This is a genomic window from Streptomyces sp. LaBMicrA B280 (genome assembly GCF_049222185.1).
Classification (GTDB): Bacteria; Actinomycetota; Actinomycetes; order Streptomycetales; family Streptomycetaceae; genus Streptomyces; species Streptomyces murinus.
The window spans coordinates 197,968-224,235 of sequence record NZ_JBMJCT010000064.1; the positions used below are offsets into that span (position 1 = coordinate 197,968).

The 26,268-nt window shown below is 72.2% G+C and carries 23 protein-coding genes; 7 read left to right on the forward strand and 16 right to left on the reverse strand.

Features of this window, described 5'->3' with window-relative positions:
- Positions 1-8: 8 nt before the first annotated feature.
- From ACLF5H_RS35335 to ACLF5H_RS35370, 8 genes are all read right to left on the reverse strand, one after another.
- Complete coding sequence (locus tag ACLF5H_RS35335; protein WP_421680085.1) at positions 9-269, reverse strand: acyl carrier protein; 261 nt, start codon at positions 267-269, stop codon at positions 9-11.
- Positions 270-315: 46 nt separating this feature from the next.
- A complete protein-coding gene (locus ACLF5H_RS35340; protein ID WP_421680086.1) occupies positions 316-1,572 on the reverse strand; it encodes a beta-ketoacyl synthase N-terminal-like domain-containing protein in 1,257 nt (418 codons plus the stop codon).
- Positions 1,569-2,831 (reverse strand): beta-ketoacyl-[acyl-carrier-protein] synthase family protein, encoded by a 1,263-nt coding sequence (locus tag ACLF5H_RS35345; protein ID WP_421680087.1) that lies wholly within the window; start codon positions 2,829-2,831, stop codon positions 1,569-1,571. The genes ACLF5H_RS35340 and ACLF5H_RS35345 overlap by 4 nt, the downstream gene beginning before the upstream one ends.
- Before the next feature lie 240 nt (positions 2,832-3,071).
- Positions 3,072-3,878, reverse strand: a complete 807-nt coding sequence (locus tag ACLF5H_RS35350; protein ID WP_365199946.1) for an ABC transporter permease — start codon at positions 3,876-3,878, stop codon at positions 3,072-3,074.
- The gene (locus tag ACLF5H_RS35355) at positions 3,875-4,852 is read right to left on the reverse strand and encodes an ATP-binding cassette domain-containing protein (protein ID WP_421680088.1); all 978 of its coding nucleotides are present in this window, start codon (positions 4,850-4,852) and stop codon (positions 3,875-3,877) included. The genes ACLF5H_RS35350 and ACLF5H_RS35355 overlap by 4 nt, the downstream gene beginning before the upstream one ends.
- A 125-nt stretch (positions 4,853-4,977) precedes the next feature.
- Positions 4,978-5,628, reverse strand: coding sequence for a PadR family transcriptional regulator (locus ACLF5H_RS35360; protein ID WP_365199940.1), 651 nt, complete (start codon positions 5,626-5,628; stop codon positions 4,978-4,980).
- A gap of 120 nt (positions 5,629-5,748) precedes the next feature.
- Positions 5,749-6,786: an NlpC/P60 family protein gene (locus tag ACLF5H_RS35365; protein ID WP_421680089.1), complete on the reverse strand. Its 1,038-nt coding sequence runs from the start codon at positions 6,784-6,786 to the stop codon at positions 5,749-5,751.
- 244 nt (positions 6,787-7,030) lie between these two features.
- Complete coding sequence (locus ACLF5H_RS35370; RefSeq protein ID WP_421680090.1) at positions 7,031-9,367, reverse strand: helix-turn-helix domain-containing protein; 2,337 nt, start codon at positions 9,365-9,367, stop codon at positions 7,031-7,033.
- Positions 9,368-9,712: 345 nt separating this feature from the next.
- On the opposite strand from ACLF5H_RS35370, the gene ACLF5H_RS35375 reads away from it, so the two are divergent.
- Complete coding sequence (locus tag ACLF5H_RS35375; protein WP_421680091.1) at positions 9,713-10,453, forward strand: DUF4232 domain-containing protein; 741 nt, start codon at positions 9,713-9,715, stop codon at positions 10,451-10,453.
- Between the two features lie 138 nt (positions 10,454-10,591).
- Here the strand turns inward: ACLF5H_RS35375 and ACLF5H_RS35380 are convergent, their stop codons facing one another.
- Entirely contained in the window at positions 10,592-11,788 is a 1,197-nt protein-coding gene (locus tag ACLF5H_RS35380; RefSeq protein ID WP_421680092.1) for a Dyp-type peroxidase, read from the reverse strand.
- An 87-nt stretch (positions 11,789-11,875) separates the two neighbouring features.
- On the opposite strand from ACLF5H_RS35380, the gene ACLF5H_RS35385 reads away from it, so the two are divergent.
- Positions 11,876-13,231: a right-handed parallel beta-helix repeat-containing protein gene (locus ACLF5H_RS35385; RefSeq protein ID WP_421680093.1), complete on the forward strand. Its 1,356-nt coding sequence runs from the start codon at positions 11,876-11,878 to the stop codon at positions 13,229-13,231.
- Between the two features lie 57 nt (positions 13,232-13,288).
- Here the strand turns inward: ACLF5H_RS35385 and ACLF5H_RS35390 are convergent, their stop codons facing one another.
- Positions 13,289-14,095 carry a hypothetical protein gene (locus tag ACLF5H_RS35390; RefSeq protein ID WP_421680094.1) on the reverse strand — a complete coding sequence of 269 codons (807 nt, stop codon included), beginning with the start codon at positions 14,093-14,095 and terminating at the stop codon, positions 13,289-13,291.
- 200 nt (positions 14,096-14,295) lie between these two features.
- On the opposite strand from ACLF5H_RS35390, the gene ACLF5H_RS35395 reads away from it, so the two are divergent.
- On the forward strand, positions 14,296-16,827 hold the full coding sequence (locus ACLF5H_RS35395; RefSeq protein ID WP_421680095.1) for an SdrD B-like domain-containing protein: 2,532 nt from the start codon (positions 14,296-14,298) through the stop codon (positions 16,825-16,827).
- Positions 16,828-16,955: 128 nt separating this feature from the next.
- Here ACLF5H_RS35395 and ACLF5H_RS35400 read toward each other — a convergent pair whose 3' ends face one another.
- The 5 genes from ACLF5H_RS35400 to ACLF5H_RS35420 form a co-directional block, all read right to left on the reverse strand.
- Positions 16,956-17,369, reverse strand: a complete 414-nt coding sequence (locus ACLF5H_RS35400) for a hypothetical protein (protein ID WP_421680096.1) — start codon at positions 17,367-17,369, stop codon at positions 16,956-16,958.
- Positions 17,370-17,803: 434 nt separating this feature from the next.
- On the reverse strand, positions 17,804-18,826 hold the full coding sequence (locus tag ACLF5H_RS35405) for a hypothetical protein (protein ID WP_421680097.1): 1,023 nt from the start codon (positions 18,824-18,826) through the stop codon (positions 17,804-17,806).
- Positions 18,823-20,784: a hypothetical protein gene (locus ACLF5H_RS35410; protein ID WP_421680098.1), complete on the reverse strand. Its 1,962-nt coding sequence runs from the start codon at positions 20,782-20,784 to the stop codon at positions 18,823-18,825. Before ACLF5H_RS35410 ends, ACLF5H_RS35405 begins: the two co-directional genes overlap by 4 nt.
- Positions 20,781-21,542 (reverse strand): TIR domain-containing protein, encoded by a 762-nt coding sequence (locus tag ACLF5H_RS35415; protein ID WP_421680099.1) that lies wholly within the window; start codon positions 21,540-21,542, stop codon positions 20,781-20,783. Before ACLF5H_RS35415 ends, ACLF5H_RS35410 begins: the two co-directional genes overlap by 4 nt.
- Positions 21,543-21,555: 13 nt before the next feature.
- Positions 21,556-22,848 (reverse strand): helix-turn-helix domain-containing protein, encoded by a 1,293-nt coding sequence (locus tag ACLF5H_RS35420; protein ID WP_421680100.1) that lies wholly within the window; start codon positions 22,846-22,848, stop codon positions 21,556-21,558.
- A 269-nt stretch (positions 22,849-23,117) separates the two neighbouring features.
- On the opposite strand from ACLF5H_RS35420, the gene ACLF5H_RS35425 reads away from it, so the two are divergent.
- The 4 genes from ACLF5H_RS35425 to ACLF5H_RS35440 all read left to right on the forward strand — a co-directional run bounded on the left by ACLF5H_RS35425 (position 23,118) and on the right by ACLF5H_RS35440 (position 25,233).
- Complete coding sequence (locus ACLF5H_RS35425; protein WP_421680101.1) at positions 23,118-23,267, forward strand: hypothetical protein; 150 nt, start codon at positions 23,118-23,120, stop codon at positions 23,265-23,267.
- 131 nt (positions 23,268-23,398) lie between these two features.
- Entirely contained in the window at positions 23,399-24,067 is a 669-nt protein-coding gene (locus ACLF5H_RS35430; RefSeq protein ID WP_421680102.1) for a sigma-70 family RNA polymerase sigma factor, read from the forward strand.
- A gap of 204 nt (positions 24,068-24,271) precedes the next feature.
- On the forward strand, positions 24,272-24,406 hold the full coding sequence (locus ACLF5H_RS35435; RefSeq protein ID WP_421680103.1) for a hypothetical protein: 135 nt from the start codon (positions 24,272-24,274) through the stop codon (positions 24,404-24,406).
- 176 nt (positions 24,407-24,582) lie between these two features.
- On the forward strand, positions 24,583-25,233 hold the full coding sequence (locus ACLF5H_RS35440) for an HAD family hydrolase (RefSeq protein WP_421680104.1): 651 nt from the start codon (positions 24,583-24,585) through the stop codon (positions 25,231-25,233).
- A gap of 221 nt (positions 25,234-25,454) precedes the next feature.
- Here ACLF5H_RS35440 and ACLF5H_RS35445 read toward each other — a convergent pair whose 3' ends face one another.
- Complete coding sequence (locus ACLF5H_RS35445) at positions 25,455-26,225, reverse strand: maleylpyruvate isomerase N-terminal domain-containing protein (RefSeq protein ID WP_421680105.1); 771 nt, start codon at positions 26,223-26,225, stop codon at positions 25,455-25,457.
- Positions 26,226-26,268 lie beyond the last annotated feature (43 nt).

A 26,268-nucleotide genomic window follows, 5' to 3' on the forward strand; every position in this document is an offset into this window, starting at 1 on the left:
CGCCACGGTCAGACCGCCTCTCGGGCCGCCAGGGCCCGGTTCACGGCGTCCAGATAGGCGCGCGGCGTACCGGCGGCGTCGAGGATCTCGTCGAGCGCCACCTCGTAGTCACGCTCGATGCGCCCGGTGGTCTGGAGCATGGCCAGCGAGTCGTAGCCGAGGTCGACGAAGGGAACGTCCAGCACGTCGCCGTCCAGGTCGACGCCCTCCTCCTCACCGGCGCACTCGCGCAGCAAGGCGGTCAGTTCGCTCAGTTCCAGATGCTTCATCACACTGTCTCTCCGCGTGCCGGGCACGCTCATCGGGTAAGTCGGTTCAGTCCGCGCGGCGGACCACGGCCGCGGCGTTGAAGCCGCCCCGGCCCCGGGCCAGGACCAGGGCGTTGCGCAGGCGGAGCCCACGGCGCGGGGCGCCGGTCACCAGATCGACGGGGCAGTCGTCCGCGGGGCGCTCCGTGCCCGTGGTCGGCGGGATGACCTGCTCACGCAGCGCGAACAGCGCCGCGGCCAGGTCCAGCGAGGCTCCGCCCGCCAGCAGTCGGCCCGTCATGGACTTGGGTGCGGTGACCGGCACCCCGAAGCGGCCGAACAGGCCCGCGATGGCGGAGGCCTCCGCCCGGTCCGCGGCGCGGTCGCCCGCCGCGTCGGCGAAGACCACATCGACATCTCCCGGTGTCACCCCGGCGTCGGCCAGCGCGAGCCTGGCCGCCTCGGCCAGGCGCGGGGAGCCCCCGGCGTCGAAGGTCGCCGCGCTGCCCGCGATCGAGCCGTAGACCGCGGCGCCACGCTCCCGGGCCGCCCGCGCCTCCTCCAGCACGAACAGCGCCCCGCCCTCGCCCACCACATGACCGCGGGCTCCGGCGGCGAACGGAAGGAACGCCAGATCCGGGTCGTCCGCGGTGCTCAGCCCGCCGCCCGCCAAATGGGCGGCCCACCCCCAGGGGCACAGCGCCGAGTCGACGCCCCCGGTGATCACCAGCCGGGTGCCCCGCCGGATCTGCCGTCGGGCCTGCGCGACCGCGTCCAGGCCCCCCGCCTGCTCGGATACGAGGGCACTGCTCGCGCCCCGCAGACCGTGCCGGATGGAGATCTGTCCTGTGTTGACGGCGTAGAACCAGGCGAAGGACTGGTAGGCGCTGACATGACGGCCGCCCCGGCTCCACAGCGCCTGCAACTCGCGTTGCCCGAATTCGAACCCGCCCGCGGAACTGGCGGTGACCACTCCGGCGCTGTAGTCGGGCAGTCGAGCCGGGTCCACCCCCGCGTCGTCGAGAGCCTCCCGCGCGACGGCCAGGGACAGCCGGGTCACCCGGTCGGTCTGCGGCAACAGCCGGCTGGACACATGGTCGGCGGCGACAAAGCCCGGCACCTCGCCGGCCAGGCGCACCGGATAGCCCGAGGCGTCGAACAGGGTGACGGGGCCGATGCCGTTCTCTCCGCGCAGCACGGCCGCCCACCAGGCCGCCGCGCCGAAGCCGTTGGGCGCGGCGACCCCGATCCCGGTCACGACGGCGGTCCCCGTGCGGACGGCGGGCGGCCGCGGGGGCGCGGACACCGGCGGGGCCGTCCTCACGCCGCCTCCGCGAGCCGCGGGCGGGTCAGGACGATGGCGCTCTGGAAGCCGCCGAAGCCACTGCCGACGCTGAGCACGGTGTCGGTGCGGCGCTCGCGGGCGGTGTTCGGGGTGTAGTCCAGATCGCACTCCGGGTCGGGATCACACAGATTGGCCGTCGGCGGCACCGTGTTGTGGGTGATGGCCAGGGCACTTGCGGCAACCTCCAGCGAGCCGATCGCGCCCAGCGAGTGGCCGATCATCGACTTGATGGAGCTGACCGGGACGTCGTACGCGTGGCTCCCGAGGCTGCGCTTGAAGGCGGCCGTCTCGTGCCGGTCGTTCTGCCGGGTGCCCGAGCCGTGCGCGTTGACGTAGTCGACGGCGGTCCGGTCGAGCCGTGCCTCGTCGAGCGCCGCCCGGATGGCCTCGGCCATCTCGCGGCCGTCGGCACGCAGGCCGGTCATGTGGTACGCGTTGCTGCGGCTGGCGAAACCCGAGATCTCGGCGTACATCGGCGCGCCCCGGCGGCGCGCCCGTTCGAACTCCTCCAGTATCAGGACCGCCGAACCCTCGCCCAGTACGAAGCCGTTGCGGGTCCGGTCGAAGGGCCGGGAAGCGGTCGCCGGATCGTCGTTGCGCGGGCTGGTCGCCTTGATGGCGTCGAAGCAGGCGACCGTGATGGGGGAGATCGGCGCGTCGGTGGCGCCTGCCAGCATGACGTCGGCGCTGCCTTCGCGGATCAGCTCGGCGGCGTAACCGATCGCGTCCAGGCCGGAGGTGCAGCCGTTGGACACCAGTGACACCGGACCCTGGGCGCCGGCGGCCCGCGCCACCTCGGCCGCCAGCGAGCTGGGCACGAAGTAGTCGAAGAGATGGCCCACGGCCCTGGTGTGGTCGACGGTCCAGTCCCGTCCGCAGTCGCTGACGACCGCGTACTCGGTGTCCAGTCCGGTGGTGCAGCCGACCGCGCTGCCGAGGCTCACCCCGGTGCGCGAGGGATCCAACGCCTCCTCGACCCCGCTGTCCGCGAGGGCCTCGCGGGCCGCGACGAGGGCGAACTGGGCCGCCCGGTCGAGCCGTTCGGACGCGGGGTCGAACCCGTGCTCGGCCGGGTCGAAGTCGGCCTCGGCGGCGATACGGGAGCGGAACGGTGCCGCGTCGAACAGGGAGATGTCCCGGGTGGCCGTACGGCCTGCCGTGAGCAGCTCCCAGAACGCCTTGGCGCCCACACCACCAGGGGCGACCACCCCCATGCCGGTAATCACGACCCTTGTCATCGGATTCCTCACAGTCCTGAGCCTCGGTTGCGTCCTCGGACACCGAGCCTCACCCACGAGGCTGGAGCCTCACTCGACTCCCGTCCGCCGATGGCAGGAGCGCCGGGCGCGCGACCGCGGACGCGACGGTGGCCGCGTCCGCTGACGGGGAGAGGGACGCGGCCACCGGCGTTCACCGCCAGGGCCGGTGAAGGGCCGGTGCCCGGCGGGATCCAGGGGGTGGAGCGGGACGACGGGGTCTCAGTGGCTGAGCCGGGCGAACCGGCGCAGGGCCAGCGGGAAGAAGACGGCGAACAGCGCCACCGGCCAGAGCACGGCGGCCAGGGTGTGCCCGGACGCGCCTCCGACGCTGCCGAACAGGTCCCGCGCCGCCGTCGCGGTCTGGGACATGGGGTTCCACTGCACCACCGTGCCCAGCCAGTCCGGCATGGACGTGGGCGTCGCGATGGCGTTGGACAGGAAGCCCACCGGCCAGACCAGGATCTGCACGGCCTGCACCAGCTCCGGTTTCCCGGCCACCAGAGCCAGGTAGATGCCGATCCACAGCATCGCGAACCGGAACAGCAGCAGGAGACCCACGGCGCCGAGGAAGCCGCCCGCCGTCGTGTGCGCCCGCCAGCCGATCGCGTACCCGACACCGATCATCACGGCCAGGCTCACCGCGGACTGCAGCATGTCCGCCGCCGACCGGCCCACCAGCACGGCGCCGTTGGCCATCGGCATGGACCGGAACCGGTCGATCACGCCCTTGTTGAGGTCCTGGGTGACCGCGATCACCGTGCTCTCCAGGCCGAAGGCCATGGTCAGCGCGAGAATGCCGGGCACCAGATAGTCGATGTAGTCACCCCCGACGTCACGGCCACCGCCGATCAGGAAGCCGAACATCAGCAGGATCATCACGGGGAAGACCACGCCGACCGCCACCTGCACCGGCTGCCGGCCCCAGTGGGCGAGTTCCCGCCGGGTCATGGTCCAGGAGTCGCTCAGCGCGAAGGCGAGACCGCCGCCGCCCTCGCGCACCGTGTTCGTGGTGCTCACCGTGCTCATACCGCCTCCTTGGTCCGGGTCCCGTCCGCGGTCTGGGCCTCCTCGGACCGCCCCGTCAGGCGCAGGAACACCTCGTCCAGGGTGGGCCTGCGCACCGCGATGTCCTCCGCCTCGATGCCCGCCGACTCCAGCGCCCGCACCACCTGGGTGAGCGTGCTCATCCGGTCGGTCACGGGCGCGCTGAACCGCCGGCGGTCGGCGTCCACCGTGACGTCGTCGGCGGCGAACGGCATCAGCGCGACCGCGGTGGCCAGGTGGGACGCGTCCCGCAGGACGACATCGATGCGGTCGCCACCGGTACGGGCCTTCAGCTCGTCGGCGGTGCCGTCGGCGATGACCCGGCCCTGGTCGACCACCGAGATCTGGTCGGCGAGTTGGTCGGCCTCCTCCAGATACTGGGTGGTCAGCAGCACGGTGGTGCCCCCGCCGACCAGTGAGCGCACCGAGTCCCAGACCTCGGCCCGGCTGCGCGGGTCGAGCCCGGTGGTCGGCTCGTCGAGGAAGAGCACCTCCGGCTCGACGATCAGCGAGGCGGCGAGGTCGAGCCGCCGCCGCATGCCGCCGCTGAACCGCTTGACCTGCTTGTCCCCGGTGTCCGACAGACCGAACCGCGCCAGCAGTTCGTCGGTGCGGGTACGGGCCCGGCGAGCGCCGAGGTGGTGGAGCCGGCCGAACATCTCCAGGTTCTGCCGACCGCCCAGCTCCTCGTCCAGCGCGGCGTGCTGGCCGAGCAGTCCGATGCGGGCCCGCACCCGGTCGGCCTGCGTCGACACGTCGTACCCCGCGACCGTCGCGCGGCCCGAGTCCGGCCGCAGCAGCGTGGTCAGCACGCGGACCGTCGTCGTCTTGCCCGCGCCGTTGGGGCCGAGGAGAGCGTGCACGGTGCCGCGTCCCACCCGCAGGTCCAGCCCGTCCAGAGCGGCTTTGTCCCGGTATCGCTTCCGTACGCCCTCGACGTCAATCGCGTCGGTCATGCGTTCCCTCCGCTCGTGTAGTCAAGCTTGACTACTGCTCGCCGGGACAAGTAAAAGCCCGTTCCGGTGATTAGTCAAACTTGACTACGTGGGGGGAGCGCGGCGCCGTCCCGCCGATGGGGGGCTCAGTGCTCGTCCTCCGGGTGTCGTTCCCCGGTCGCGTACGGATTCCGCTCGCCCTCCGCGAGCACCGCGTGCACCCCGGCGAACGGCTCGCCCTCACCCGCGAAGGTGTACGCCCCGCCCTCCACGCGCCGGATCAGCCCGTCGGTCCACTCCGCACCCGCGTCCGCCGAGTGCACCCAGAGGTTCATGATCTCGCCGATGTGCCCGAGCTGGTCCGGGCCGTCCTGCGGCGTGTAGTACTCGGTCACGGCCTTGCGCCAGTCCCGGATGGCGCGCACCCGGTCCCGCAGCAGTTCCAGCGCCTCGGCGCGGTCCAGGTCGACGATGAACCCGAGCGCGGCGGCGAGCACATCCGGCTTCTGGTCGTGCGCGGTCAACGACTCGCGCAGCAGCCGGAAGTACTCCTCCGTGCCCCTCGCCGTCATCTCGTACTCGGTCCGGGGCGGACCGCCGGCTGTGGAGGGGGCGATCTCGTGCGCGTGCAGCAGTCCCTGCTTCTCCATCTGCTTCAGGGCGTGGTAGATCGAGCCGGGCTTGGCGTTGGACCACTCGTGGGCGCCCCAGTACTCCAGGTCGTTGCGCACCTGGTAGCCGTGGGCTCGCCCATGTCGGCGCACGGCGCCCAGCACGAGAAGACGGATGGCTGACATACGCTCCAGATTACGGCCTCGGGTGGCGGCCGGACCGGAGCGGCCGAGGCGCTGCCGCCCCGACCGCCGGGTCGCCCGCCCGGGATCCCGGTTGCGGGCGGCCTGATCACGTACGGCGGGTCAGACCCGCACCCCGAACATGAACGGCCCGCCGATGGTGTCCATCGACTCGTAGCGCACGACCGTGCCGGTGCGCGGGGCGTGCAGGATCTGGCCGTTGCCGGCGTAGAGGCCGACGTGGTGGAGGTCGTTGAAGAAGAAGACCAGGTCGCCGACCTGGAGCTGGCTCCGGGTGAGGCGGGTGCCGATGCCCGCCTGTTCCTCGGAGGTGCGCGGTATGTGGACGCTTGCCTGTGCGTAGGCCCAGGAGGTCAGGCCGGAGCAGTCGTAGGAGGCGGTGCCGGTGGCGCCGCGGAAGTACGGCTTGCCGAGCTGGGTCTGGGCGGCGGCGAAAGCGGCGGCGGCCCGGCCGGAGGCGGAGTTCTCGTTGCCGAGCTGGACCCGTTCGGTGGCGGAGCGGCTGGCCCGGTGCTGTTCGGCGGCGAGGGCCGACTTCTCCTTGGCGGTCAGGGTGTTGAGGAGCTTCTGCGCCTCGGCGAGCTTGCCCTGCATCTCCTGCTTCTTGTGGCCCAGCTCGGTACGGGTGGTGGCGAGGTCCTTGAGCTTCTCGGTGGCCTCGGCGCGCTGCTGGGCGAGGGTGCGCTGCTTCGCCTGGATCTTCTTCAGGGCGGCGACCTGCTGACCGCTCAACTGGTCCAGCGTGGCCGCCTTGTCCAGGAAGTCGTCCGGGTCGGAGGACAGGAAGAGCTGGACCGAGGCGTCGAGGCCACCGGAGCGGTACTGCGCGCTCGCCATCGAACCCAGCCCGTCACGCAGCTTGTTCAGCTCCTGCTGGCCGCGGGCGACGCCGTCCTGGATCGCGGAGATCTCCTTCTGGAGCTTCTGCTGCTTCTCCTTGGCGCCGTTGTACTTCTCGGTCGCCTGTTCGGCCTGCTCGTAGAGCTTGTCGACCTTCGCCTTCACCTCGTCCTTGCCGGGCTTCTGGCTCGGCGCGGCGTTGGCGGCCTGCGCGCTCAGGGCCACGGCCGCGGCCGCCGCGGTGGTCAGTACGGTGACACGCGTTCGGCTGGGCTGCTTGGGTCGTCGATGGGAGGCCACAGGGGCGCACTCCTTGCTCCTTCAGCCGCCTGCCAGCACGGCGGTGGGCGGGGCCCTCCGCCGTCACTCCGTCCGAGTGAGCACTGAAACGGGGGTTGGAGCATGACCTTAATGAACTTCTTACCATTGGATCAAACGTTTGGATGACGTCACGGTCGGTCGTCGCGACGAAGCCGCCCGCCACAACGAGCGGTCGCCGCCCAAGAATTGGGCACCCTCAGCGGTTCCGCCGACCGGCCGCGCCTCACCTCGCGGCCGTGGCCTCCTCCAAGGCCGACAGCGCCGCCGCGGCCTCCGCCTGGCGCGGACTGCGGAGAGCGGTGAGGTCCTCGCGCGCGGCGAGGAGGGTCGCCCGGGCCTCCGGATGGCCCAACGCGCTCAGGACATGGCCCAGATCGAGGCGGGCGGGTCCGGCCCACGCGGGCATCTGGGCGGTCTCGAAGGCGGTGAGGGCCTGGCGGAGCGGGGGTTCGGCCTCGGGCCAGCGCTCCAGGGCGGCCAGGTCGTTGCCGATCTGCTGGCGGGCGACCGCGTGGTACAGCGCGATCAGCTCGTCCGTACGGCCCGGGATCCCCGCGCGGCAGATCCGCTCACTGCGGCGGTGCGCCTCCAGGGCCTCCACCGGCTGACCGGCCTGACGGAGCACGGTGCCAAGGGAGTTGAGGATCGTCAGCTCGGCCAGCCGGGCCTGCGCGGAGTGCTGCGAGGCCAGGCAGTCGGCCCCCGCGCGCAGCCGGGCCTGTGCCTGCGGCACCAGGCCCTGCCGGTGCAGCGCGCCCGCGCCGTAGCCGAGCGCCCAGCCCTCCTGAAGGCCGTCCCCGCAGTCGCGGGCCGCCGCGAGCGCGGCGTCGGCGGCGGTCAGCGCGTTGTGGGGGTCGTGCACGCACATGTTGTAGGACCAGGCGAGGTAGTTGAGGTGGATCGCCTCGTCCCGTCTGCTGCCCAGCAGGCGCGCGGAGTCGGCGGAGCGCTGGAACACCTCCACCCACTGCTCCCAGTGCTGGTTGAGGTCGGAGAACCAGTGCATCGCCTGCGCCGCGTCCAGGACCTGCCGGTGACGCCCGGTGTCGTGGGCCCGGCGCAGCGCGGCCAGCCACTGGGCGCGCTCGGCCTCCAGCCAGGCCCGCGCCTCCTCCCGCCCGGCGGGGTCGCCGTCCGGGTCGGGGTCGCCGTCCGGGTCGGGGTCGCCGTCCGGCGCACCGCCCGGGGGGCTTGCCTCGTGCTCCACGTCGAAGTGCAGCGCGGCGGCGGTGGCCCGGCGCAGCATCCACCGCGTGGTCCGGTCGAGGGCGGCGTCACGGATCTCGGGGCCGTCCTCGATCGCGACCTGTTCGGCCGCGTAGAGCCTGAGCAGATCGTGGAAGCGGTACCGCTCGGCGGTGGCGTCGCTCTGCAGCAGCCCGGCGTCGGTCAGTTCCTCGGCGCAGGCGACGGCGTCGTCGTAGGCGAGCCCGGCCAGCAGCGCGCCGGTCTCCGGGCTGAAGTCCGCCCCGGCGGCCAGTGCGGCACGGCGCAGGAACGTCCGTGCGTCCGGGGTCAGTTGGCGGTACGAGAGGGCGAACGCGGCGCGCACCCGCAGGCTTCCGGCCTGGAGCCCGTCCAGTCGGCGGCCCTCGGCGGCGAGGCGGGCGACGAGCTTGCTCAGGCGTTCGTGCGGGCGGCCGAGGAGCCGTTGCCCGGCGATCCGCACGGCCAGCGGCAACTGGCCGCACAGGTCGGCGAGGTCGCGCGCGGCCTGGGCCTCCGCGCGCACCCGCTCCGGTCCGATGATGCGGGTCAGGAGCTCGACCGCCTCCTCGCGCCGCAGCAGGGCCAGATCGGTGCGGTGGACGGATTCCAGACCCGCCAGGGAGTGCCGGCTGGTGACGATGGTCAGCGCCGGTCCGGTGCCGGGCAGCAGCGGACCGACCTGGGATTCGTCGACGGCGTTGTCCAGCAGCAGGAGCATCCGCCGGTCGCCGGTCATGGAGCGCCACAGGCCCGCGCGGTCGTCGGTGCCGGCCGGTATCGCGGCGTCGGCGACGCCCAGCGCGCCCAGCAGCCGGGCGAGCGCGTCCCGGGGCGTGGTCGGCTCGGGATCCATGCCGTGCAGGTCCAGCGCGAACTGCCCGTCCGGGAAGTGCGGGGCGAGACGGTGCGCGGCGTGCACCGCGAACGCGGTTTTCCCCAGGCCGGGTTGACCGGCGACCACGGTGACCCCCGGCCGGTCGGGACCGGTGTCCCGCGCCAGCTCCAGCAGCCGGGCGAGGGCCGGGCCGCGGGCGGTGAAGTCCTTGATGTCGCGGGGCAGCGCCAGGGTGCCGGTGGCGGCCGGGCCGGTGGCGGTGCGGGGGCGCGGACGGCCCACGGCGGCGGAGCTCTCCAGCTCGGCCGCCTCGGCGGCGTCCAGACCCAGGGCCTCGGCGAGAACCTGGACCGTACGGCGCTGCGGTCCTCGGGTACGCCCGCGCTCCATGTCGGCCAGCGCCCGCACGCTCACCCCGGCGGCGTGCGAGAGAGCCTCCTGGCTCAGCCCGGCGCGGGTCCGCAGATCGCGCAGCCGCTGCCCGAAGTCTCCCGTGTGAGGCGTGCCGTCGCGCACCGTCGAAGTCCCCTGACCGTCCGGGCCCGTCCGGACGCGAGCCCCCGGCAGAAGTATGGCGGACGACAGTTCCGCCGGTGGAACCGCATGGGACGCCGGGGCCGGGGGTGGTGAACTCGACGCAGGGCACGGACCACCGAGTCGCCGGGCCGCGCGCACGCCGGTCCCGGCGAGTTCGCGGGCACCCCGTCGCCCGGCTTCGCACACCCGCCGTACGACTTCGCGCGCACCCTGCCGCCTGACTAGCGGCCGGGCCAGGGCGAGGAGAACCACGGAACACGCACAGCACGACCTCGGCCGGATCCACCGCGCCTCGGTCCTTCACCACTCATCGGGGGAATCTCCATGAACACGCTCCACCGCACCGCCCTCTTCGCCGCCGCGGGCACGGCCCTCGTCCTGTCCCTCACCGCCTGCCAGGGCGACGGCGACACCAACTCGGCGCCCACGTCCGGCACGTCGGCGAACGCGCAGTCGCCGAGCGGCAAGGCGACCGACGCGTCCGGTACGACGGGATCGACCAACTCGGCGGGTTCGGGCAGCTCTTCGGGCTCGAACGGCTCCTCGGGCTCGGCCGGTTCCACTGGCAGCGGCGGCTCCGCCAAGGCCTCCGGCTCGTCCGGCTCCGGCTCCTCCGGCGCCTCGGGTGAGCAGGCGTCCGCCTCCACCCCGGTCTGCGCCGCCGGGGACGTGCACATCACCGCCGCCACGCAGGACGGCCCGCCGTACACCCACATCGTGCTCACGGCGAAGAACACCTCCCGCCACTCCTGCCGGCTGACGGGCTTCCCGCACATCCAGTTCCTGGAGAGCCACAAGCAGGACGTGCCGGCCGTCGCCAAGAGCAAGCCGGAGGCACCGGTCGTGCTCGCGGCGGGCGACCCGGCCTACGCCCTGGTCAAGCTGTCGGACGGCGGGCGCGAGGAGAACAACGAGCCGGTGACCGCGTTCTCCGTCATGCTCGCGGGCGACCCGACGGTCATCGCCGTCACCGCGCCCGGGAGCGCGGGCATCGCCGTCGACCCGGCGAAGGCCCTCACCGGCTACTGGACCCCCGAACTCCGCAACGGCGCGGACGACTTCTGAGCCGCGTGGCGGGCTGGGGGCCCGTCACGTACCAAGGCCGCACCGGCGTGGGTGCCATGCTCCGGGCCCACGCCGGTGCGACCGCGTCAACGCCGCTTGGCCGCAGCGACGTCGGTGTGACCGCGGCGTGGCACGGCGTCACCCGTGTCCACCGAACAACCCCGCCCCCAGCGGGCGTTGACGATCGAACCCGGGCAGGATCAGGAACGTCCCGGTGGCCGTCGTCGTCGTGAAGTCCAGCAGCGCGTCGGCGGCGTCCATGTGCGTGAGCGTGGCGGTGAACGTCCGCAGGTCGTTCTGGAAGCTGATGAAGAGCAGACCGGGGGCGGGCTCCTCGATGCTGTAGGAGCGGCGGAGCATGAGGCCGGTGCCGACCACATTGGCGTGTGCCCTGCGCACATGGGCGTCCGCGGGGACCAGATAGCGGCCGTCGGGCGTCTTGGCACCGAGATCCGGACCCGAGCCGACGGCGCCGCCGGAGAGCGGGACCCCGCTCGCCCGGCGCCGCCCGAAGACCGCCTCCTGCTCGGCGACGGACAGGGCGGCGAACCGCGGCAGGTCCAGCTCCATGCGCCGTACGACGGCCAGGGTGCCCCCGGCCACCGCGGACGGCCCGGTCAGCCACAGGTCGCGGCGCTGTTCGGCGGCCGTGTGCGGACCCACGATGCCGTCGATGAAGCCCAGCAGGTTCCGCGGCGCGGCGAGATCCGCGCCGACCGGCACGTTCGTACCGCGGCGCCCCGACTGCCGCCAGCGTTCCCGGAGACGGTCGCCGGCCCGGTCCAGCAGCGCGGCGGCGGCGACCGGGACGACCAGCGGGTCGCTCGCGCAGATCTGGATCAGCAGGTCGCCGCCGCGCGCCCCGGGGGCGATCCGCTCGCGGGAGAACCGCGGCAGGTCGGTCGCGCCGGGCAGCGCGGCACCGGCCGCGCGCACCAGCCGGGGACCCACGCCGACGGTCACGGTGAGGTCGCCCGGCGGCAGCCCCAGCAGCCCGGGATCGGTCCCGGCCGTCAACGTACGGATGGACGCGCCGAGTTCGGCCAGCAACGGACCGGCGGACACGGTCGTACCGAGGTCGGCGACCACGACCAGCAGATTGCCCTGGGCCGGTCGGGGGAGCGTGACCCCCGCCTGCTGCCGACCCTGCGCCGGGACCGGAGCGGGAGCCGGGACCGGAGCGGGGGCCGAAGCCGGGACAGCCGTCGCGGAAGCACCGTGCCGCCCCGATCCGATGGAGTCCGCCGTGCACCCGGCGGTGAGACCGGCGGCCATCATGGCGCCGGTGACATCGAGGAACGCGCGGCGTGACGGGCGGTGATCGGCTCGGTGCATGGGGTGCAGGGTGCCACACCCGAAACGCCCGGGTGGCTCAAGTCCCCTATTCCGGTGCGGAATTCGCCATCGTGCCAGACTGGGATCATGCCTCGATTAGCTCTTCGCCTGATGGCGGCGGCAGTACTCGGCGCGCTGGCGCTCGTGACCGGTTGCGGTGGTGGCGAGGGCGGTGGTGACGGCGGATCGGGCAAGGGCCGGCGACCGGACGGCGCGCGGGTGACGATCCATGTGCCCGCCGACGCCCCGTCCATCTCGGCGGCGGTGTCCCTGGCCCACCCCGGTGACCTGGTGCTGGTCGCCCCCGGCGTCTACCACGAGTCGGTGCGGATCAGGACGCCCCGCGTCACCCTGCGCGGCGCCTCCCGGGACAAGGTCGTCATCGACGGGCGGCTGCGGCAGCCGAACGGTGTCGTCGTGGCGGCGCCCGGGGTGGCCGTGGAGAACCTGACCGTGGCGAACAACACGCAGAACGGGGTGCTGGTGACCGGTTCGGCGGCGGCGGTCGCCGGACTGCCGGGGCGGAACGGCGGCTACGACACGGGAGACGAGCCGGTCACCTTCCTGAAGTCGTTCCTGGTCTCGTACGTGACCGCGACCCGCAACGGGCTGTACGGCATCTACGCGTTCTCCGCCCAGAACGGCGTCATCGAGCACTCCTACGCCTCGGGCGGCGCCGACTCGGGGATCTATGTCGGACAGTGCAAGCCCTGCCGTGTCGTGGTGCGGGACAACATCGCCGAGCTCAACGCGGTCGGGTACGAGGGCACCAACGCGAGCGGCGACATGTACGTCGTCGGCAACCGCCTCGTCGGCAACCGCGTCGGCCTGACCACCGACTCCGACCACCAGGAGAAGCTGCTCCCGCAGCGCGGCGCGGTCGTCGCCGGGAACCTGATCGCGGACAACCAGCAGCCCCGGACCCCCGAACAGGCCGACGGCGGCTGGGGGATCGGCATCGGTGTCGACGGCGGCAGCGACAACCGGTTCCTGCGCAACCGGATCACCGGCAACACCAACGCCGGTTTCGTGATCACCGCGACCGCCGACGTACCGCCCGACGGCAACCGCATCACGGACAACATCTTCGCCGCCAACGGCGTCGACGTCGGCTGGACCTTCCCCACCGCCACACACGGCAAGGGCAATTGCCTGCACGGCAACGCGCTACGTACGACCGTGCCCGCGCGGCTCGCGGCGACGGCGACGTGTCCTGCCGTAGCCAACACACCCTCGCCATCCGGTACTTGGACGGCACCGGCGGGGCCCGGAGGCATCCCGTTCACCGAGGTGGCCGCGCCCGCCCCGCAGCCGCAGTTCCCGAATGCCACGACCACCGGCGCCACCCAGGTGCCCGCCGTACCGGCGCTCCCGGACCTCGCGGACATCCCGCTGCCGCCGACGTCCCTGCTCGCCACCGGAGCCCGGGTGCGGACCTCCTGAATGACGGGGGGCGGACGCGGCGGCCCCGCCCCCCGACGGGGCTACCCCCGCCGCCCGCTACCCGGCCGAAGTGGCCCAGGGCACGGGCCGCACGGGAACGTATTTCCGGGTGTCGAAATCAATGTCCACCGGCTGCGACTCGGAAGCCACACTGGCCCGCACCCGATACATGGTCCCGTCCGCACCGATCCAATACCGCACGGATTCCCCGGTATTGGGTCCGACGTCGACCGAAGTACCAGATTTCGCATGCGCGTTCGGCCCGGTCATGATCTCCACCGAATGACCGCCCATCTTGTCCTTTCCGACCATCGCCGCGCCGTTCTGCGGCAGCAGCTCCGCGTTGTCCGGGCGGTCGCTGCCCAGACCGAGCGCGATGGCCAGCGAACTGTCCAGCGAGCTGCCGGACTTCTGGAGCGGGCGGCGGTACCAGCCGGACGCGGGCGGCGCGGGCGGTGCCGTGGCCGGGACGTCGGTCATGGGGTGGGCGAGCACGGTGGCGGCCGTCCACTGGATCAGCCCGTCGCCGGACGCGTCGCGCCCGGCGCCACGCACCACCCCGTACCCGATCCCGGCCCGGTAGTCGACGGACCCGGTGACGACAAGGCCGCCCGCGGAACTCGGCACGGTGATCGTCACCGCGCGGCCGCCCGCCTGGTAGTTGAGGAAGCGTGTGACGGCGAGCCGGTTCGCCTCGTCCGACGTCAGCGCGCGCCGAACGGTCGGCTCACCGCCGCCGGTGCCGTCGCCGATGAGGAAGAACGTCGTCGCCGCGGCGGCCACGAGGGCGAGCGCGCCCGCGGCCCGGGCCGGTCGCGGCCATCGGCGGCGCCCGTCCGCCGTGCCCCGCCGGAGACCTCGCACGATTCTCTGACCGATTCTCCGCCCGATTCCCTGCCTGATTCCCTTGGTCCGCACGCGGCGCGATGCTAACAGCTGCCGCGGATGTGTCTTCGCTTTTCCCGTTCCGGTCATGTGACGCGCCGTCAACTTGTACGCTCCCAGCGGGGGTTGCCGTCAATTTGCCGAGTAGGGCGACGACGCAGACAACGCAAAGGAATGCGATGCCATTACGTAGGCTGCTGCGGGTGGGGCTGTCCAGTCTGTTATTGATGGGCGGCGCCACCGGTACGATCGCGACAGGCGCCGGGCAGGCCGGCGCCTCGACCTCCGACGGCACACTGACCGTCGAGACACTGCGGGACTTCTTCGGAACCGGTGTCATCAACACGACCATGGACGTCCCGCAACGGGGCATGAAGGTCGACGTCACCGACCCCGCCGGACACCATGTCAACGGCGTCACCGACGCCACCGGAAAGGTCGTCGTCCAGCCCTCGGACCCCTCGGACAAGGGGCTGTCCGGCGGCCGGTACCGCGTCGACGTCAGCGTCCCCGCGCCCTACAGCGACTATCTGCGGGCGGCGCCGGCCTCGACGGCGGCGAACCACTTCGACAGCTTCACCTCGTTCGTGGACGTCTCGGGCGGCAAGGACGCCTCGGTGATCACCGGCGTCTGGGACGCGGCCGACTACGCCTTGCCGGACTCCCGGTACTTCGTGCCGGTCCAGAACGGCGGCAGCGGTACGGACACCCGGGCGCTGGTGGCCTTCGGCACGGGCGCCCGCGGCAACTGCCCGGACAAGACGGCGTGTCCGGACGTACTCGACACCCAGGACCAGGTGGGCACCACGTTCGGGCTTGCCTACGACAAGGACCGACAGCGGCTCTTCCAGGCGGAGTTCGCCCGGCGGTACACCAAGTACGGCCCGGACGGCGGCGATGCGATCTACACCGTGCCGGCCGGCGGCGGGGGCGCCCCGAAGCTGTTCGCGAAGGTGCCGGGCGCCTCGGTCACCCCGCACGACACCGCCCGCCTGATCAAGGACGCGGGCTTCACCGACGCGCCCGGCAAGGAGAGCATCGGCGGCCTTGCCCTCTCCGAGGACGGCTCGACGCTGTACGCGGTGAACCTGCGCACCCGGTCGCTGGTGAGCTTCGACGCGACCGGCACGACCGACGGGTCCGCCTCGGCGCCCCGGGCGACCGTGCCGATCCCGGACCCGGGCTGCGCGGCGTCCGGCGACTGGCGGCCCTTCGGACTGACCACCCACGACAACACCCTGTACGTCGGCGGGGTGTGCGACGCGGAGAGCACGCAGAAGCGCGACGATCTGAAGGCCGTCGTCTACGCCTACGACGGCAAACGGTTCACCCCGGTGCTGACCCACGCGCTGACCGACGAGCGCGGCAATGTGCTCAGCGGCGACGCCGCCTTCCCGCAGGTCCACTTCTGGAACCCGTGGAACGGGAGCCTGAAGGACTGGGACAGCTTCAAGGTGAACAACACGATGATCGACCCGCAGCCGGAGCTGGCCTCCATGGCCTTCGCCCGTGACGGCTCGATGGTCCTCGGCTTCCGCGACCGGTTCATGGACATCGTCAGCTGGGGCGGGCTCGACCCGAGGCCGTCGAACGACGACGCCGAGAACGGCATGTCCGGCGGCGACATCAACATGGCCTGCGCCAAGCCCACCGGCGGCTATGACTGGGAAGGCACCGGCGCCTGCCCGAACCACGCGGCTCCCGCCGTCGACGGCGCCGAGGCGCCGGGCGTCGTCGAGTACTTCCCGGGCGACTTCTTCCCGAACGGCGGCTCGGCGACCCAGCCAGGACCGCACCAGGAGTCCTCGCTGGGCTCGGTCGCCTACATCCCGCAGCAGCAGTGGGTCGTCAGCACGCAGATGGACCCGACCGGCAACGTCATCACCGACGGCACCGGCTACTACGACATCACCACCGGCGCCGGGCCCGGCAACGACCCGGCCGCCAACGCCTATCAGTTCATCGGCCCGAACCAGAACGGGTTCGGCAAGGCCGGCGGCCTCGGCGACATCGCGTACGCCGCGGCGAACGCGCCGATCCAGATCGGCAACGTGGTCTGGTACGACGGCGATCACAACGGCATCCAGGACGCCGGGCAGGTGCTGCTGCCGGGCGCGACCATCAACCTGCTGGACGCCGACGGCAAACAGGTCGCCACGACGAAGACCGATGCCGACGGCGAGTACTACTTCGGCGGGGTCGGCGCGGACTATCAGCTGACACCCGGCGCGAAGTACACCGTGCAGTTCGACGTGTGCACGGCCGACACCAGCGGGGTCCCGGGTCAACCCGCCGCCGACGCCCTGCGGTTCACCCTCCCGCGCGTCGGCACCGACCGGGCCCATGACTCCAACGTGACCCCGCCGACCACCGGGCAGCTGTGCAGCGGCCGGGCGCCGGTCACCGCACCCGCGAAGCCGGGCGGTGTCGACCACACCATCGACGCCGGTGTGTACATCCCCAAGGCGACCCCGCCGACCTCACCCCCGCCGACGACCACGCCCCCGGCCACACCCCCGGCCTCGACCCCGCCGTCCGCCGAGCCGTCCACCGGCCCGGCCCCGGGCGGCACCGACCAGGGCGGCGGCGGCCCCCTCGCCAGCACCGGCATGGCCGACATGGGGAGGATCCTCTCCCTCGTCGCCCTGCTGCTCTGCGCGGGCGCGGCGGCCGTCTACCTCGGCCGTAGGCGTCGTACCAGGCGCCACTGACACATCCGAACCGCTACGACCCCAACGACCCCAACGACCCCAACGATCCCTACGACCCCTACGGAAGGCGGGCCGGTGCGTAACGCACCGGCCCGCACGGCCGGTGCCGCAGCGCTGTCGTCGTCTCCCTACCCGGCCGCCATACCGATGACGGCGAGCAGCACGATCCCGAGCACCGCGCACAGCGGGATCAGCCCGAGGATGCCCTGCGGCCGCTTGAACACCGACTTGCCCGGGTTCAGCGGAGGCCGGTGCCCGGCCACGACCGGCTCCGGAATACGGCGGATCGTGGACAGGGCGCCCAGGTTGATCAGCAGCGTGATGGGCGTGATGATCATCGACATCGGCCCCCACCACCCCTGCACCATGGTGTTGGCCTGCATCTCCCGGAAGGTCGCCAGCGCACAGGGACGGCACATCGTCCCCCGGCGGCGCAGGGAACGCATGATGATCAGAATGCCCTGATGCCCGCGCACCGTGACCTGCGCCGCGGGCCCGGTCCCGCACAGCTGGCATGCCTGCATCACCCCACCGACCGGCATCCCACCGCCGTACGGCTGCGCCTGCGCCTGCGGCTGCTGATACGGGCCGGGAACGGGGGCTTGCTGATACGGCCCCGGAGCGGCCGGGGGCGCGTACTGCGCCGGCCCCGGCTGCGCATAGGGCCCCGGCGCGGGGGCGTACGCTCCCGGCACCTGGGCGTACGCCCCCGGCGCCTGCGGCTGCTGATACGGCCCCGGCGCCTGCTGGTAAGGCCCCGGCGCCTGCCGGGGGTCGGGATACGACGGTGGTGTGCTCAACTGCGGCCTTTCAAATGGGCATGACAGATTCGACGGAACGGGACCGCAGCCTACTCATGGAAGGTGAGAAGGCTCGCCTCGGCCGTGCACCTGTGCGGCGGCGGGCCGGAATCCGAACCGAGCGCGAGGCGTGCCCTGATCCCCAAGCGGACTGGGTGGCACGCCTCTTGGGCGGTCTAGGCCGCGTCGTCCTCCGGCTCCGGCGGCGCGAAACGGCGCAGCACCTCCTCGGCCGTCTCGTACCGGTTCTGCTCCTTGATGAGGTGGGCGAACTGGGCCGCCAGCATGGCCCGTCGGGGATCTTCCTCAGGGAAGCCCATGGACTCGAAGAGGTCCGAGAGGTGATCCGCCGCCGACCGGTGCTCCGGAGATCCGGCGAAGGCGTCAGAGGGGACCGGCTCGTCGTACTGGGGAGGCGACAGGAGTTCCTGAAGACGCTCGGGGATCTCCGAGTCATTGGCCGCGGACGTGAGTTGGGCGAGCAGACCGAGGTCGGCGACCGTCTTCTCCACGTGCTCGTCGTTCTTGGCGAGCCACCAGACCACCGCGCTCCCGGTGTCCTTGAGCACATCCTCGCCCAGATACTGCCGCTTGCTCTGCTCGTACGTGCGCTGGTGCTCCCAGACCGCCTTGTCCTTGCGCACCTTGGCGAGCCGGTCCAGCCGCTCCTGGTCCTGCGGGCGCAGGGTGAGGCTGACGTTCTCCGCCATGGCCTGGAGCTGCCCCGTGGTGTCGGGGAACATCCGGCTGAGCAGCCCGCCGAGTTCGTGCTGCACGAGCGAGGCGAGGCCCGGTTCACGCTTCTCGGTGAGCGCGCGGGCCCGGTTCAGCACCGTCTCCGCGGCGAGCCCCGCGGGGTTGAGGACGGGTGCGCGGCCCGGCGACTCCACCAGATACCACCGTACGGTCGCCGAGAAGACGAAGTCGTAGTCCTCCCAGAGGCTGGGCAGCGCGACCTGGCTCACCTGGCAGTCCGTACGTTCGACGGGCGGTGCCGTGAGCTGCTCCTCGAAGACGACCGGCACCGGCCCACGACGCGCCGCCGCGATCTTCATGGCGGCGGCGGGCACGACGACGAGCAGCGCGGCCAGCGTCGCCCAGATCCACGCGGGCCACCGTTCGGTCAGGCCGAGGATGGTCAGCAGCAGGGCGCAGAGAATGGTGAGGAAGACGGTCGTCGTCTTGCGCGCGGTCGTCACGGTCGGGTCCCCCTGGTCGATGACGGTGGCGGGCCGGCCGGGCCGAGGCCCTGGGCCGCGCCGATCTTGTGCAGCAGCAGTTCGGTCGTCCCGGCGGCGCGCACGGGTCCCCCCGGAGCCGTACGTTCGGCGGCGCGCGCGGCGGTGTACAGCGCGGCGAACAACTCCCCGCGCCGCTCCTCGCTCCGCCCCGCCGCGCCGACGAGCAGATCGAGCAGCACCTCTCCGGCGGGTTCGGCGCAGTGGAACCAGTGCTCCGCGTACGGCTGCCAGGTCGAGCGGGGCAACTCCGTGAGGACCGCGTGCCAGCAGGCGGTCAGGGGGCGCCGTACCCCGTCCTCCGCCGCGCGGGCCGGGTCCGTCAGCAGCTCCGGGTCGCTGACGTGCAGGAACACGGCGAGATCGGAGGGCGTGGGGTCGTACCGGGTGAGACGGTCGAGCAGCCTGCGGTGGAGCCGTCCGCTCTTGCCCACCAGTTCGCGCAGCGCGTCCCGGGCGCGGGTGGTGCCGTGTTCGCGACGGGCCAGGTGGAAAAGCCGGGTCAGGGCCATGTCGGGTTGGGTGGGCGCGAGGACGTCCGCGCACACCTGGACGAGCACCTGGGCGAACTCGTCCGTGAGCCGGTGGTCGCGGCACCACTGGTAGATCCGCTCGCGGAAACCCCCGGCGTACGCCGAATGGTTGAGCCCGCAGGCGAGCGCGTGCACCGCGGCTTCCAGGCGCCGTTGGCCCGCCGCCGGGGTGCTCCAGTTCACGGCCAGCGACGCGATCCCCTCCGGGCGCCCGGTCCGCAGGTACTCCCCGGCCAGCCGCGCCACCAGTTCGTCACGGACGGCCGGGGTGAGATGCGGATCGGCGATGTCCACGACGTTCGCGGCCCAAGCGCCGAGGTGGGGGCGCAGGTCGGGCATGTGGTCCCAGATGTGCGCGCGGACCGCGGAGTCGTGGTCCAGCTCGTCGAAGCGCACACATCCGCCGGGATCCGTGCCCGCCTTGATGCCCTTGAGCCGCTGTGCGAGGTCCATGTGCTGGAGCAGCGGGGCCTGATCCGGCCCGGGACCGTGGGACTTGAGCAGGAGGGCCGCCGCGTGGTGGACGACATCGGCGTGCGCCTCGTGGAGGAGGGCGACGGTGACCAGAAGCGCGCGTGCGGGCGCCTCGGTCGACCCGGCGACAAGCTGAGCGGCCTCCTTGTGCCGGTCGTGCCGCGCCTTCCTCGCGGTCGCGCACCAGTGCCCGAACCCCACACCCGGCCGGGCGGACTCACGGGCCCGCCGGATCCGGTCGGCGAAGTGCGCGATCTCCCGCATCGGGCAGCGGTCGATGAACTTCTCGGACTCCGGATCGAGTTGACGGACGTACTCCGCGTACGGCAGCCCGTGCGTGCGCAGATGCCGCTTGAGCACGTACGGGCCCGGGGGCCGTGCGATCTCGACCCGGAAGGGCTGGAGGCCGGCGTCGAGGGTGTCGTCGTGCGGCATGACGACCACGAGGTGCGCGTCCCGCTCGTGCACGGTCTTGCGGAGGGTGGAGAGATCGCCCCGGTACGCGGACCACCGGGCCGGGTCGGACAGATCGAGCAGCAGACGATCGCCCGTGCCGACCAACTCCGCGTCACGAAGCGGTAGTTGCTCGTCATCATCGGGCAGTAGCTCGTTGTAGACGCCGCTGTCCCGGTGGTACTCGCGCAGGAGCACCTGGGCGGCGGAGGTACGGCCGCTGCCCGGGACGCCGTCCAGGATGACCGTGCCGGTCTCGGCGAGGGTGGCGCGGGCCTCACCCATGTTGCCAGGAGCCACCAGCACCCGCCGTAGCCAGCGGAGTTGGTCGTCCGCGACGCTCCGGAAAGCGGTTCGGCGCGTGTCCTGCGGCTCGGTGTTGAGATGCATATGGACGTCGCCGTCACCCGTGTTCGTGAAGTGCGAACTCCCCACACTGGTGTGGTTGTTCTGGCTCACCGGCCGTCGTCCTCGCGCCGGTCGGCCGCGTCGTGACGGTGCTGGATCCCGCCGTGGTTGTCGCCCTCGAAGTACGTCATCCCGCTGCCGGAGAAATGCCGGCCGCCCGAGACATGGCGGGAGTTCTGGTAGATGTCGCCGCCGCCCGTGTGCACGGGGCCGCGCGCGTCCTTGACGACGGTGCCGCCGACGTCTCCGGTGAAGTCGCGGCTCTGTACGGCCGTTCCGCTCATGTCGTCGATGGAGTTGGTGACGGAGCCCGCCGACCGGCCCTCCTCGGCCTTGGCCGCCTTGTCCAGGTCGGTCAGGCCGGGGACCAGATCGGCCACGATATCGCCGACGCGCCGCAGGCCGGTCTCGGCGTCCTGGGTGTCGAAGGGGACCGACTGGAGATCGGCGAGGCGTGCCAGCGCCTCCGGCAGGTCGGCCCTGCTCAGCCGGTTGGTCTTGCGGCCGTCCAGGACGGGCACGACGAGGGCCTCGCAGGCGAACGCCTCCTCGATCTCCTTGCGCACCCAGTCCTCCGGATCGTTCAGCTTGCTTCGGAAGTTGGTCCAGTCAGGCCCCACGACAGCCAGCAGGAGGGAGGTGCGGCGCACCGTGGTCAGCAGCTTCTCGGGGAAGGCGTCGCCGGGAATGATGGACCTCGACGCCCGGAAGATCCGGTCCCGGCCGAACCGGCGCTTCAGCTCCTCGTCGAGCAGCGCGGCGGTCTTGTCCCCGTCCCCTGTGCGGTAGTTGATGAAGACCTCGTGCATGATGGCGACTCCTTCAGGAAGTGGACGGACGGGTCAACGTGCCGAGCCGCGGGCCGAGTCGGCGTACGGCGGGGTGATCGGCGTGGCGGGCGAGCACCCGGGTGAGACGGCGCAGATCGGTGATGACGGTCGCCGAGCGCACGGCGGCGACGCCGTCGAGCAGCGGCTCTGCGAGGGCGCAGGCGTGATCGATCTCCCCGGCGCAGGCATAGGCGAGGGCACGGCGCACTCCGTACCGCACCTGGGTGCGCACCGCGTCCGGTCCGACCAGGGCGAGTTGCCCGTCGAGCGCCTCGCCCGCCTCCTTCGGCCGGCCGAGGTCGACCAGGCACCAGCCGCTGACCATGGCGACGGAGTCGGGCAGGTGCATGGTGCCGATGACCGGCTCGTCGGTGTCGCTCTCATGGCGGGCGAGCAGCTCACGGGCCCGGTCCAGGGCATGCAGACAGGCGGTGCGGTCGCCCGCCAACGCATGCCCCTGGGCCTCGCGTTGGGCGGCCAGCCCGCGGATCCGGGGCGGCAGCGTGCCGCTCTGCGCCCGGCGGGCGAGGGCGACGGTCTCCTCGGCGTCGTCCCGGTACAGCGTGACCAGAGCCCTGCGGACCAGCGCGTATCCGGCCAGCGCCTGATCGCCGCCGGCCGCCGCGAGATCGACCGCGCGCCGTGTCCACCACAGGGCGGCCTGCTCGTCCCCGGTCTCCTGCACCAGCCAGCCCACGTACTCGGCGTATCGCGAGCCCAGCGCGAGGAGTTGGCGGCGGGTGGCGGTGTCGGACTGCGCGGACAGCTCCCGCAGCGTGTGCGTCTGGGCGATCAGCACGGGCAGCAGAAGCCCGGGCGCCACGGTCTGGCCGAGTCTTCGGTAGTGGGTGAACAGCGAGCGGGACGCCTCCAGCATGCCCGCGCCCGCGCCCGGGGTCGCCGGGCCCGCACTGTCGGCGCGCCAGGTCATCAGGGAGGCGACACCGGCGCCCATCACCTGACGTCGTCCCAGGGGATGGAACCGGTTGGGACCGTCCGGCGACAACTCCATGATCCAGTCCTCCTCTTCGACATGGCCCGGCTCGGGCTCGGCAAGGGCGTTGGCCTCGCTCTTGGGCGCCAGGGCGATCAGTTCCCCGTCGGCATCGAGCGCGGCATCGCACAGCCGGGCGAGGTCATGACCGGGCGCCTTGATGCCTCGCTCGACCTTGCTCAACTGCGCCTTGCTGTAGTGCACTTCGCCGGACAGGGCGGTCAGGCTCAGTCCGGCGGCGAGCCGGCGCTTGCGCAGCTCCTCGCCGAAACCGGTGGACGGGTGTGCCACGGAATCCTCCAAAGCCCCTCCGCCCGGGCCGGATCGGCGCTGCACGAAAGCGTGCGGCAGCGACGCGGGGACGGACAAGGCGATCGATGCTGTTTCCCGTTTCCTTCTCTGGAGGCGGGGTGCACTAGGCGCGCCGCACGGGGTGACGATGGTCACCGCGCACCACGCTCCCTCGGGGTTTCGACCGCGCGGCCTGTACCGGTGAACCGGCGGCCCGCCGGTCGCGCCGGTACAGGACCGGCGCCGTAACTGCCCCTGGGAGCAGCCGAATGGACCCCGTCCAGAAGCTTCAACGCGCCCTGCTGATCCTGGTCGTCGCGGGACTGGTCACCTGTGTGGCCTTCCTCGCCCCGCCCCTCGGGGTCGCCCTGCTCGTGGGCGTAGGTGTGGCGGCTTTCGTTCTCCAGGTACTGAGTTGAGCGCCCGGCCGCTCGAACTCGTGGTCCGAAAACGCACCGCACCGGCTCCGTGCCACGGCATGGATGAATGAAGCGGTGAACTGCCGCAGGCCGGTGATGAGTTGGCTGACCGACGGGAAGGACTGGTCCCTATGCGCAATGCCCCCGATGTTCGAGGGCCGACGGTGCCGAACGACCCACCGAGTACCCCGCCGGGTACCCCACCGAGTACCCCGCCGCGCCCCGTCCCCGGCGCCCGTCCCGCCCCGGAGCCCAAGCCCCGCCGACGGCTGACGGCCGAACAGGTCGAGGAACTGGAGCGGTTGAAGCCGTACCTCGAAGGCATGGTGCGCAAGGCGCGCATGCAGTACATGCTGGAGGACCTGGTGCAGAGCTGCGTGCTCCAGCTGGTGCGCGCCTGGTCGCGGCCGGACTTCGCCCTGGACCGGCGGGACGGCGGACGGGCCTTCGCGCGCAAGGTCATGCGGGATGTCATCGCGGACGCGGTGCGCGGCAGGGACCGTGATCTCTCCTCCCCGGTGCGCGAGTTCCCCGAGGTGCCGGTCGAGGCGGACGAGGGGGAGCACGCGCGGCAGGTCCGCCTCAAGGCCATCGACCGGTTCCTCACCGAGAAGCTGACGGACCGGCTGTACCCGGTCGGCAGGCTCGCGATCGTCGAGGGCCTCAGCCAGGCGGAGATCGCGCGGTGCCTCAGGATCGACCGGCATACGGTGGGCCGCCGGTTCAAGGACGTGTGCAAGGCCCTGGAGCCCTACAAGGAAACGATCTACGACGAGGTACTGGGCGACGTGACGAGCTAGTGCCGCTACTCGGGCTCACGGGAGGGGGCCCACACGTCGCCTCCCGTGAGCCCAGGTTGGGTCCTAGCGACCCGGAGAACGACAAGGGTCACCCACGCACCTCGGGAGGGAACACGCGGGATGTATCCAACATTCGAACTACTCCGCCAGGCGGCGGAGGCATGCCGGGCGCCGACTCGGCAGCCACCGAGAGAGATTGATCCGGTGAGCTGGGAGGCGCTGCTGGACCGCGTCGAGGATCAACTGGAGGAGGATCAAATGGAGGAGGATCAAAGGGAGAAGGACGACCGAGACGGCGGAATCATCTCGGCCGGCTCGCTCTCGCTTCACATCTGCTGAACGGTGATGAGGGGAACCAGCGGTCGGGGAACGCGCGGGGGGTTCGAGGCCAGATCCGCACGGGGGACGGACCCGGGCTCGGACAAGTAGCGCCACGACAACTGGACACCAGGCCCGGCGTGCTACCTCTTCGGAAGAGAAGGGCAGCACGCCGGGCGGGCGCTTATGCTGCCCGGATGATCAAGCCGATTGAGCTCGTCATATTCGACTGCGACGGCGTACTGGTCGACAGCGAGCGCATCGCCGCCCGCCTCCAGATCGCCCTCGGCGCCGAACTGGGCTGGCCGTTGAGCGAGGACGAAGTCGTCGGCCGATTCATCGGCCGCTCGCACGCCGCGATCCGCGAGCAGGTCGCCGACCGGCTGGGCGCGCGGACCGCCGCCCTCTGGTCGGAGCGCTTCGAAGAGCTGCACCGCGCGGCCGTCGACGCCGAACTCGCGCCCGTGGAAGGGCTGGTGGAGGCCCTCGACGCGATCACGCTGCCGACGTGCGTGGCCTCCAGCGGGTCCCATGACAAGATGCGGCACACCCTGGGCCGTACCGGACTGTACGACCGTTTCGCGGGCCGTATCTACAGCGCCACCGAGGTCGCCCGCGGCAAGCCCGCGCCGGATCTGTTCCTGCACGCCGCCCGGCGCATGGGAGTCGAGCCGGCCGCCTGTGCGGTGGTCGAGGACAGCGGACCGGGCGTGCGGGCCGCGCGCGCCGCGGGGATGCGTGCGTTCGGGTACGCCGGGGGACTGACGCCCGCCGAGCGGCTCGCGGGACCTGACACCGTCGTCTTCCACGACATGCGCAAGCTGCCCACACTCATTACCGAGCAGTAACGTGCCGGGTTGTCAGTGCCGTGCGCTTCACTGTCCGTCATGGAGCTCACGCAAGCGACCGTGAACGACCCGCTGGACCGGCCCGGCCGACGAGTCCAGGGGCGCGGCGTCGCTCGTCCCCTTCGAGGGCCGGGCCGTCGCGATACGGGCGTGGGCGTACGGATACCGAGGCGAGCCTCGGTACCGGGTCGCCGGTCCGCGGACCGCTGGGGCAGCGGCGGTCAGTAGCCGCCCAGCAGGGTCCGTACCCGGCGCAGGGTCGTCGGGCCCGCGGCGCTGTGCCAGCGGGAGGGGTCGGCGGGGCGGCGGCCCCACAGCAGGAGGAGCCGGGTGGCCGCGTCGCTCTCGATGGCGGCGGGCCCTTCCGGGACGGCCAGACGGATGCTCGCGCCGTCGGCGTCGGCGGTCAGCACGATGTCGTCCGTGCCGGGGGTGCGCAGCCGGGCTTCGAGCCGTTCGTCGTCGGCTAGACGCAGATCGGCGCGGCCCCGGGCCAGCAGGGGACGGCCGACGGAGACGACGCTGTGTTCCGTCATCCAGGGCTCGTCGAGCGCTCGTACGGCCGTACGGTCGTCGCCGGTCAGGTCCCAGCGGTGCAGGATCAACTCCTCGCGCATGTGCTCGGCGAAGAAGGGGGCCGTCACGGTCCGGCCGGTCCATGTGATCTCCGTGTCCGGGGAGAGATCCCGCGCGGCGGCCGCGGCGATGTCCGTCAGGTGCGCGCAGTTGCGCAGGAAGGCCGACCAGAGGTCCGCGTCGGACAGCCGGTGGTAAGGGGCCTCGCGGTCAAAGCCCCGGGTCTCCACGGGGGTACCCGCGAGGAACGCCTCAAGGACGCGGGCCAGTTCCTCGGCGTTCCCCGTCTGGTGGATCAGCACGTCCCGCACCGTCCACGCCTCGCACCAGGTGCCGTCGTCGGGCCGCCGCGCCTGTACGGCGCGGGCGAAGGGGACGAGTTCCGGCAGGGTCTCGGCGACCTCGGTGGGGATCATGCGCCATGGGTAACCGGGGCGGGGGGTCGGTCAAACCGGCCGG

Coding starts and splice junctions, on each gene's coding strand:
- ACLF5H_RS35335 (WP_421680085.1), bottom strand. CDS start 269: ATGAAGCATCTGGAACTGAGCGAACTGACCGCCTTGCTGCGCGAGTGC.
- ACLF5H_RS35345 (WP_421680087.1), bottom strand. CDS start 2,831: ATGACAAGGGTCGTGATTACCGGCATGGGGGTGGTCGCCCCTGGTGGT.
- ACLF5H_RS35350 (WP_365199946.1), bottom strand. CDS start 3,878: ATGAGCACGGTGAGCACCACGAACACGGTGCGCGAGGGCGGCGGCGGT.
- ACLF5H_RS35355 (WP_421680088.1), bottom strand. CDS start 4,852: ATGACCGACGCGATTGACGTCGAGGGCGTACGGAAGCGATACCGGGAC.
- ACLF5H_RS35360 (WP_365199940.1), bottom strand. CDS start 5,628: ATGTCAGCCATCCGTCTTCTCGTGCTGGGCGCCGTGCGCCGACATGGG.
- ACLF5H_RS35375 (WP_421680091.1), top strand. CDS start 9,713: ATGAACACGCTCCACCGCACCGCCCTCTTCGCCGCCGCGGGCACGGCC.
- ACLF5H_RS35380 (WP_421680092.1), bottom strand. CDS start 11,788: ATGCACCGAGCCGATCACCGCCCGTCACGCCGCGCGTTCCTCGATGTC.
- ACLF5H_RS35385 (WP_421680093.1), top strand. CDS start 11,876: ATGCCTCGATTAGCTCTTCGCCTGATGGCGGCGGCAGTACTCGGCGCG.
- ACLF5H_RS35395 (WP_421680095.1), top strand. CDS start 14,296: ATGCCATTACGTAGGCTGCTGCGGGTGGGGCTGTCCAGTCTGTTATTG.
- ACLF5H_RS35400 (WP_421680096.1), bottom strand. CDS start 17,369: ATGCCGGTCGGTGGGGTGATGCAGGCATGCCAGCTGTGCGGGACCGGG.
- ACLF5H_RS35415 (WP_421680099.1), bottom strand. CDS start 21,542: ATGCACGAGGTCTTCATCAACTACCGCACAGGGGACGGGGACAAGACC.
- ACLF5H_RS35425 (WP_421680101.1), top strand. CDS start 23,118: ATGGACCCCGTCCAGAAGCTTCAACGCGCCCTGCTGATCCTGGTCGTC.
- ACLF5H_RS35430 (WP_421680102.1), top strand. CDS start 23,399: ATGCGCAATGCCCCCGATGTTCGAGGGCCGACGGTGCCGAACGACCCA.
- ACLF5H_RS35440 (WP_421680104.1), top strand. CDS start 24,583: ATGATCAAGCCGATTGAGCTCGTCATATTCGACTGCGACGGCGTACTG.
- ACLF5H_RS35445 (WP_421680105.1), bottom strand. CDS start 26,225: ATGATCCCCACCGAGGTCGCCGAGACCCTGCCGGAACTCGTCCCCTTC.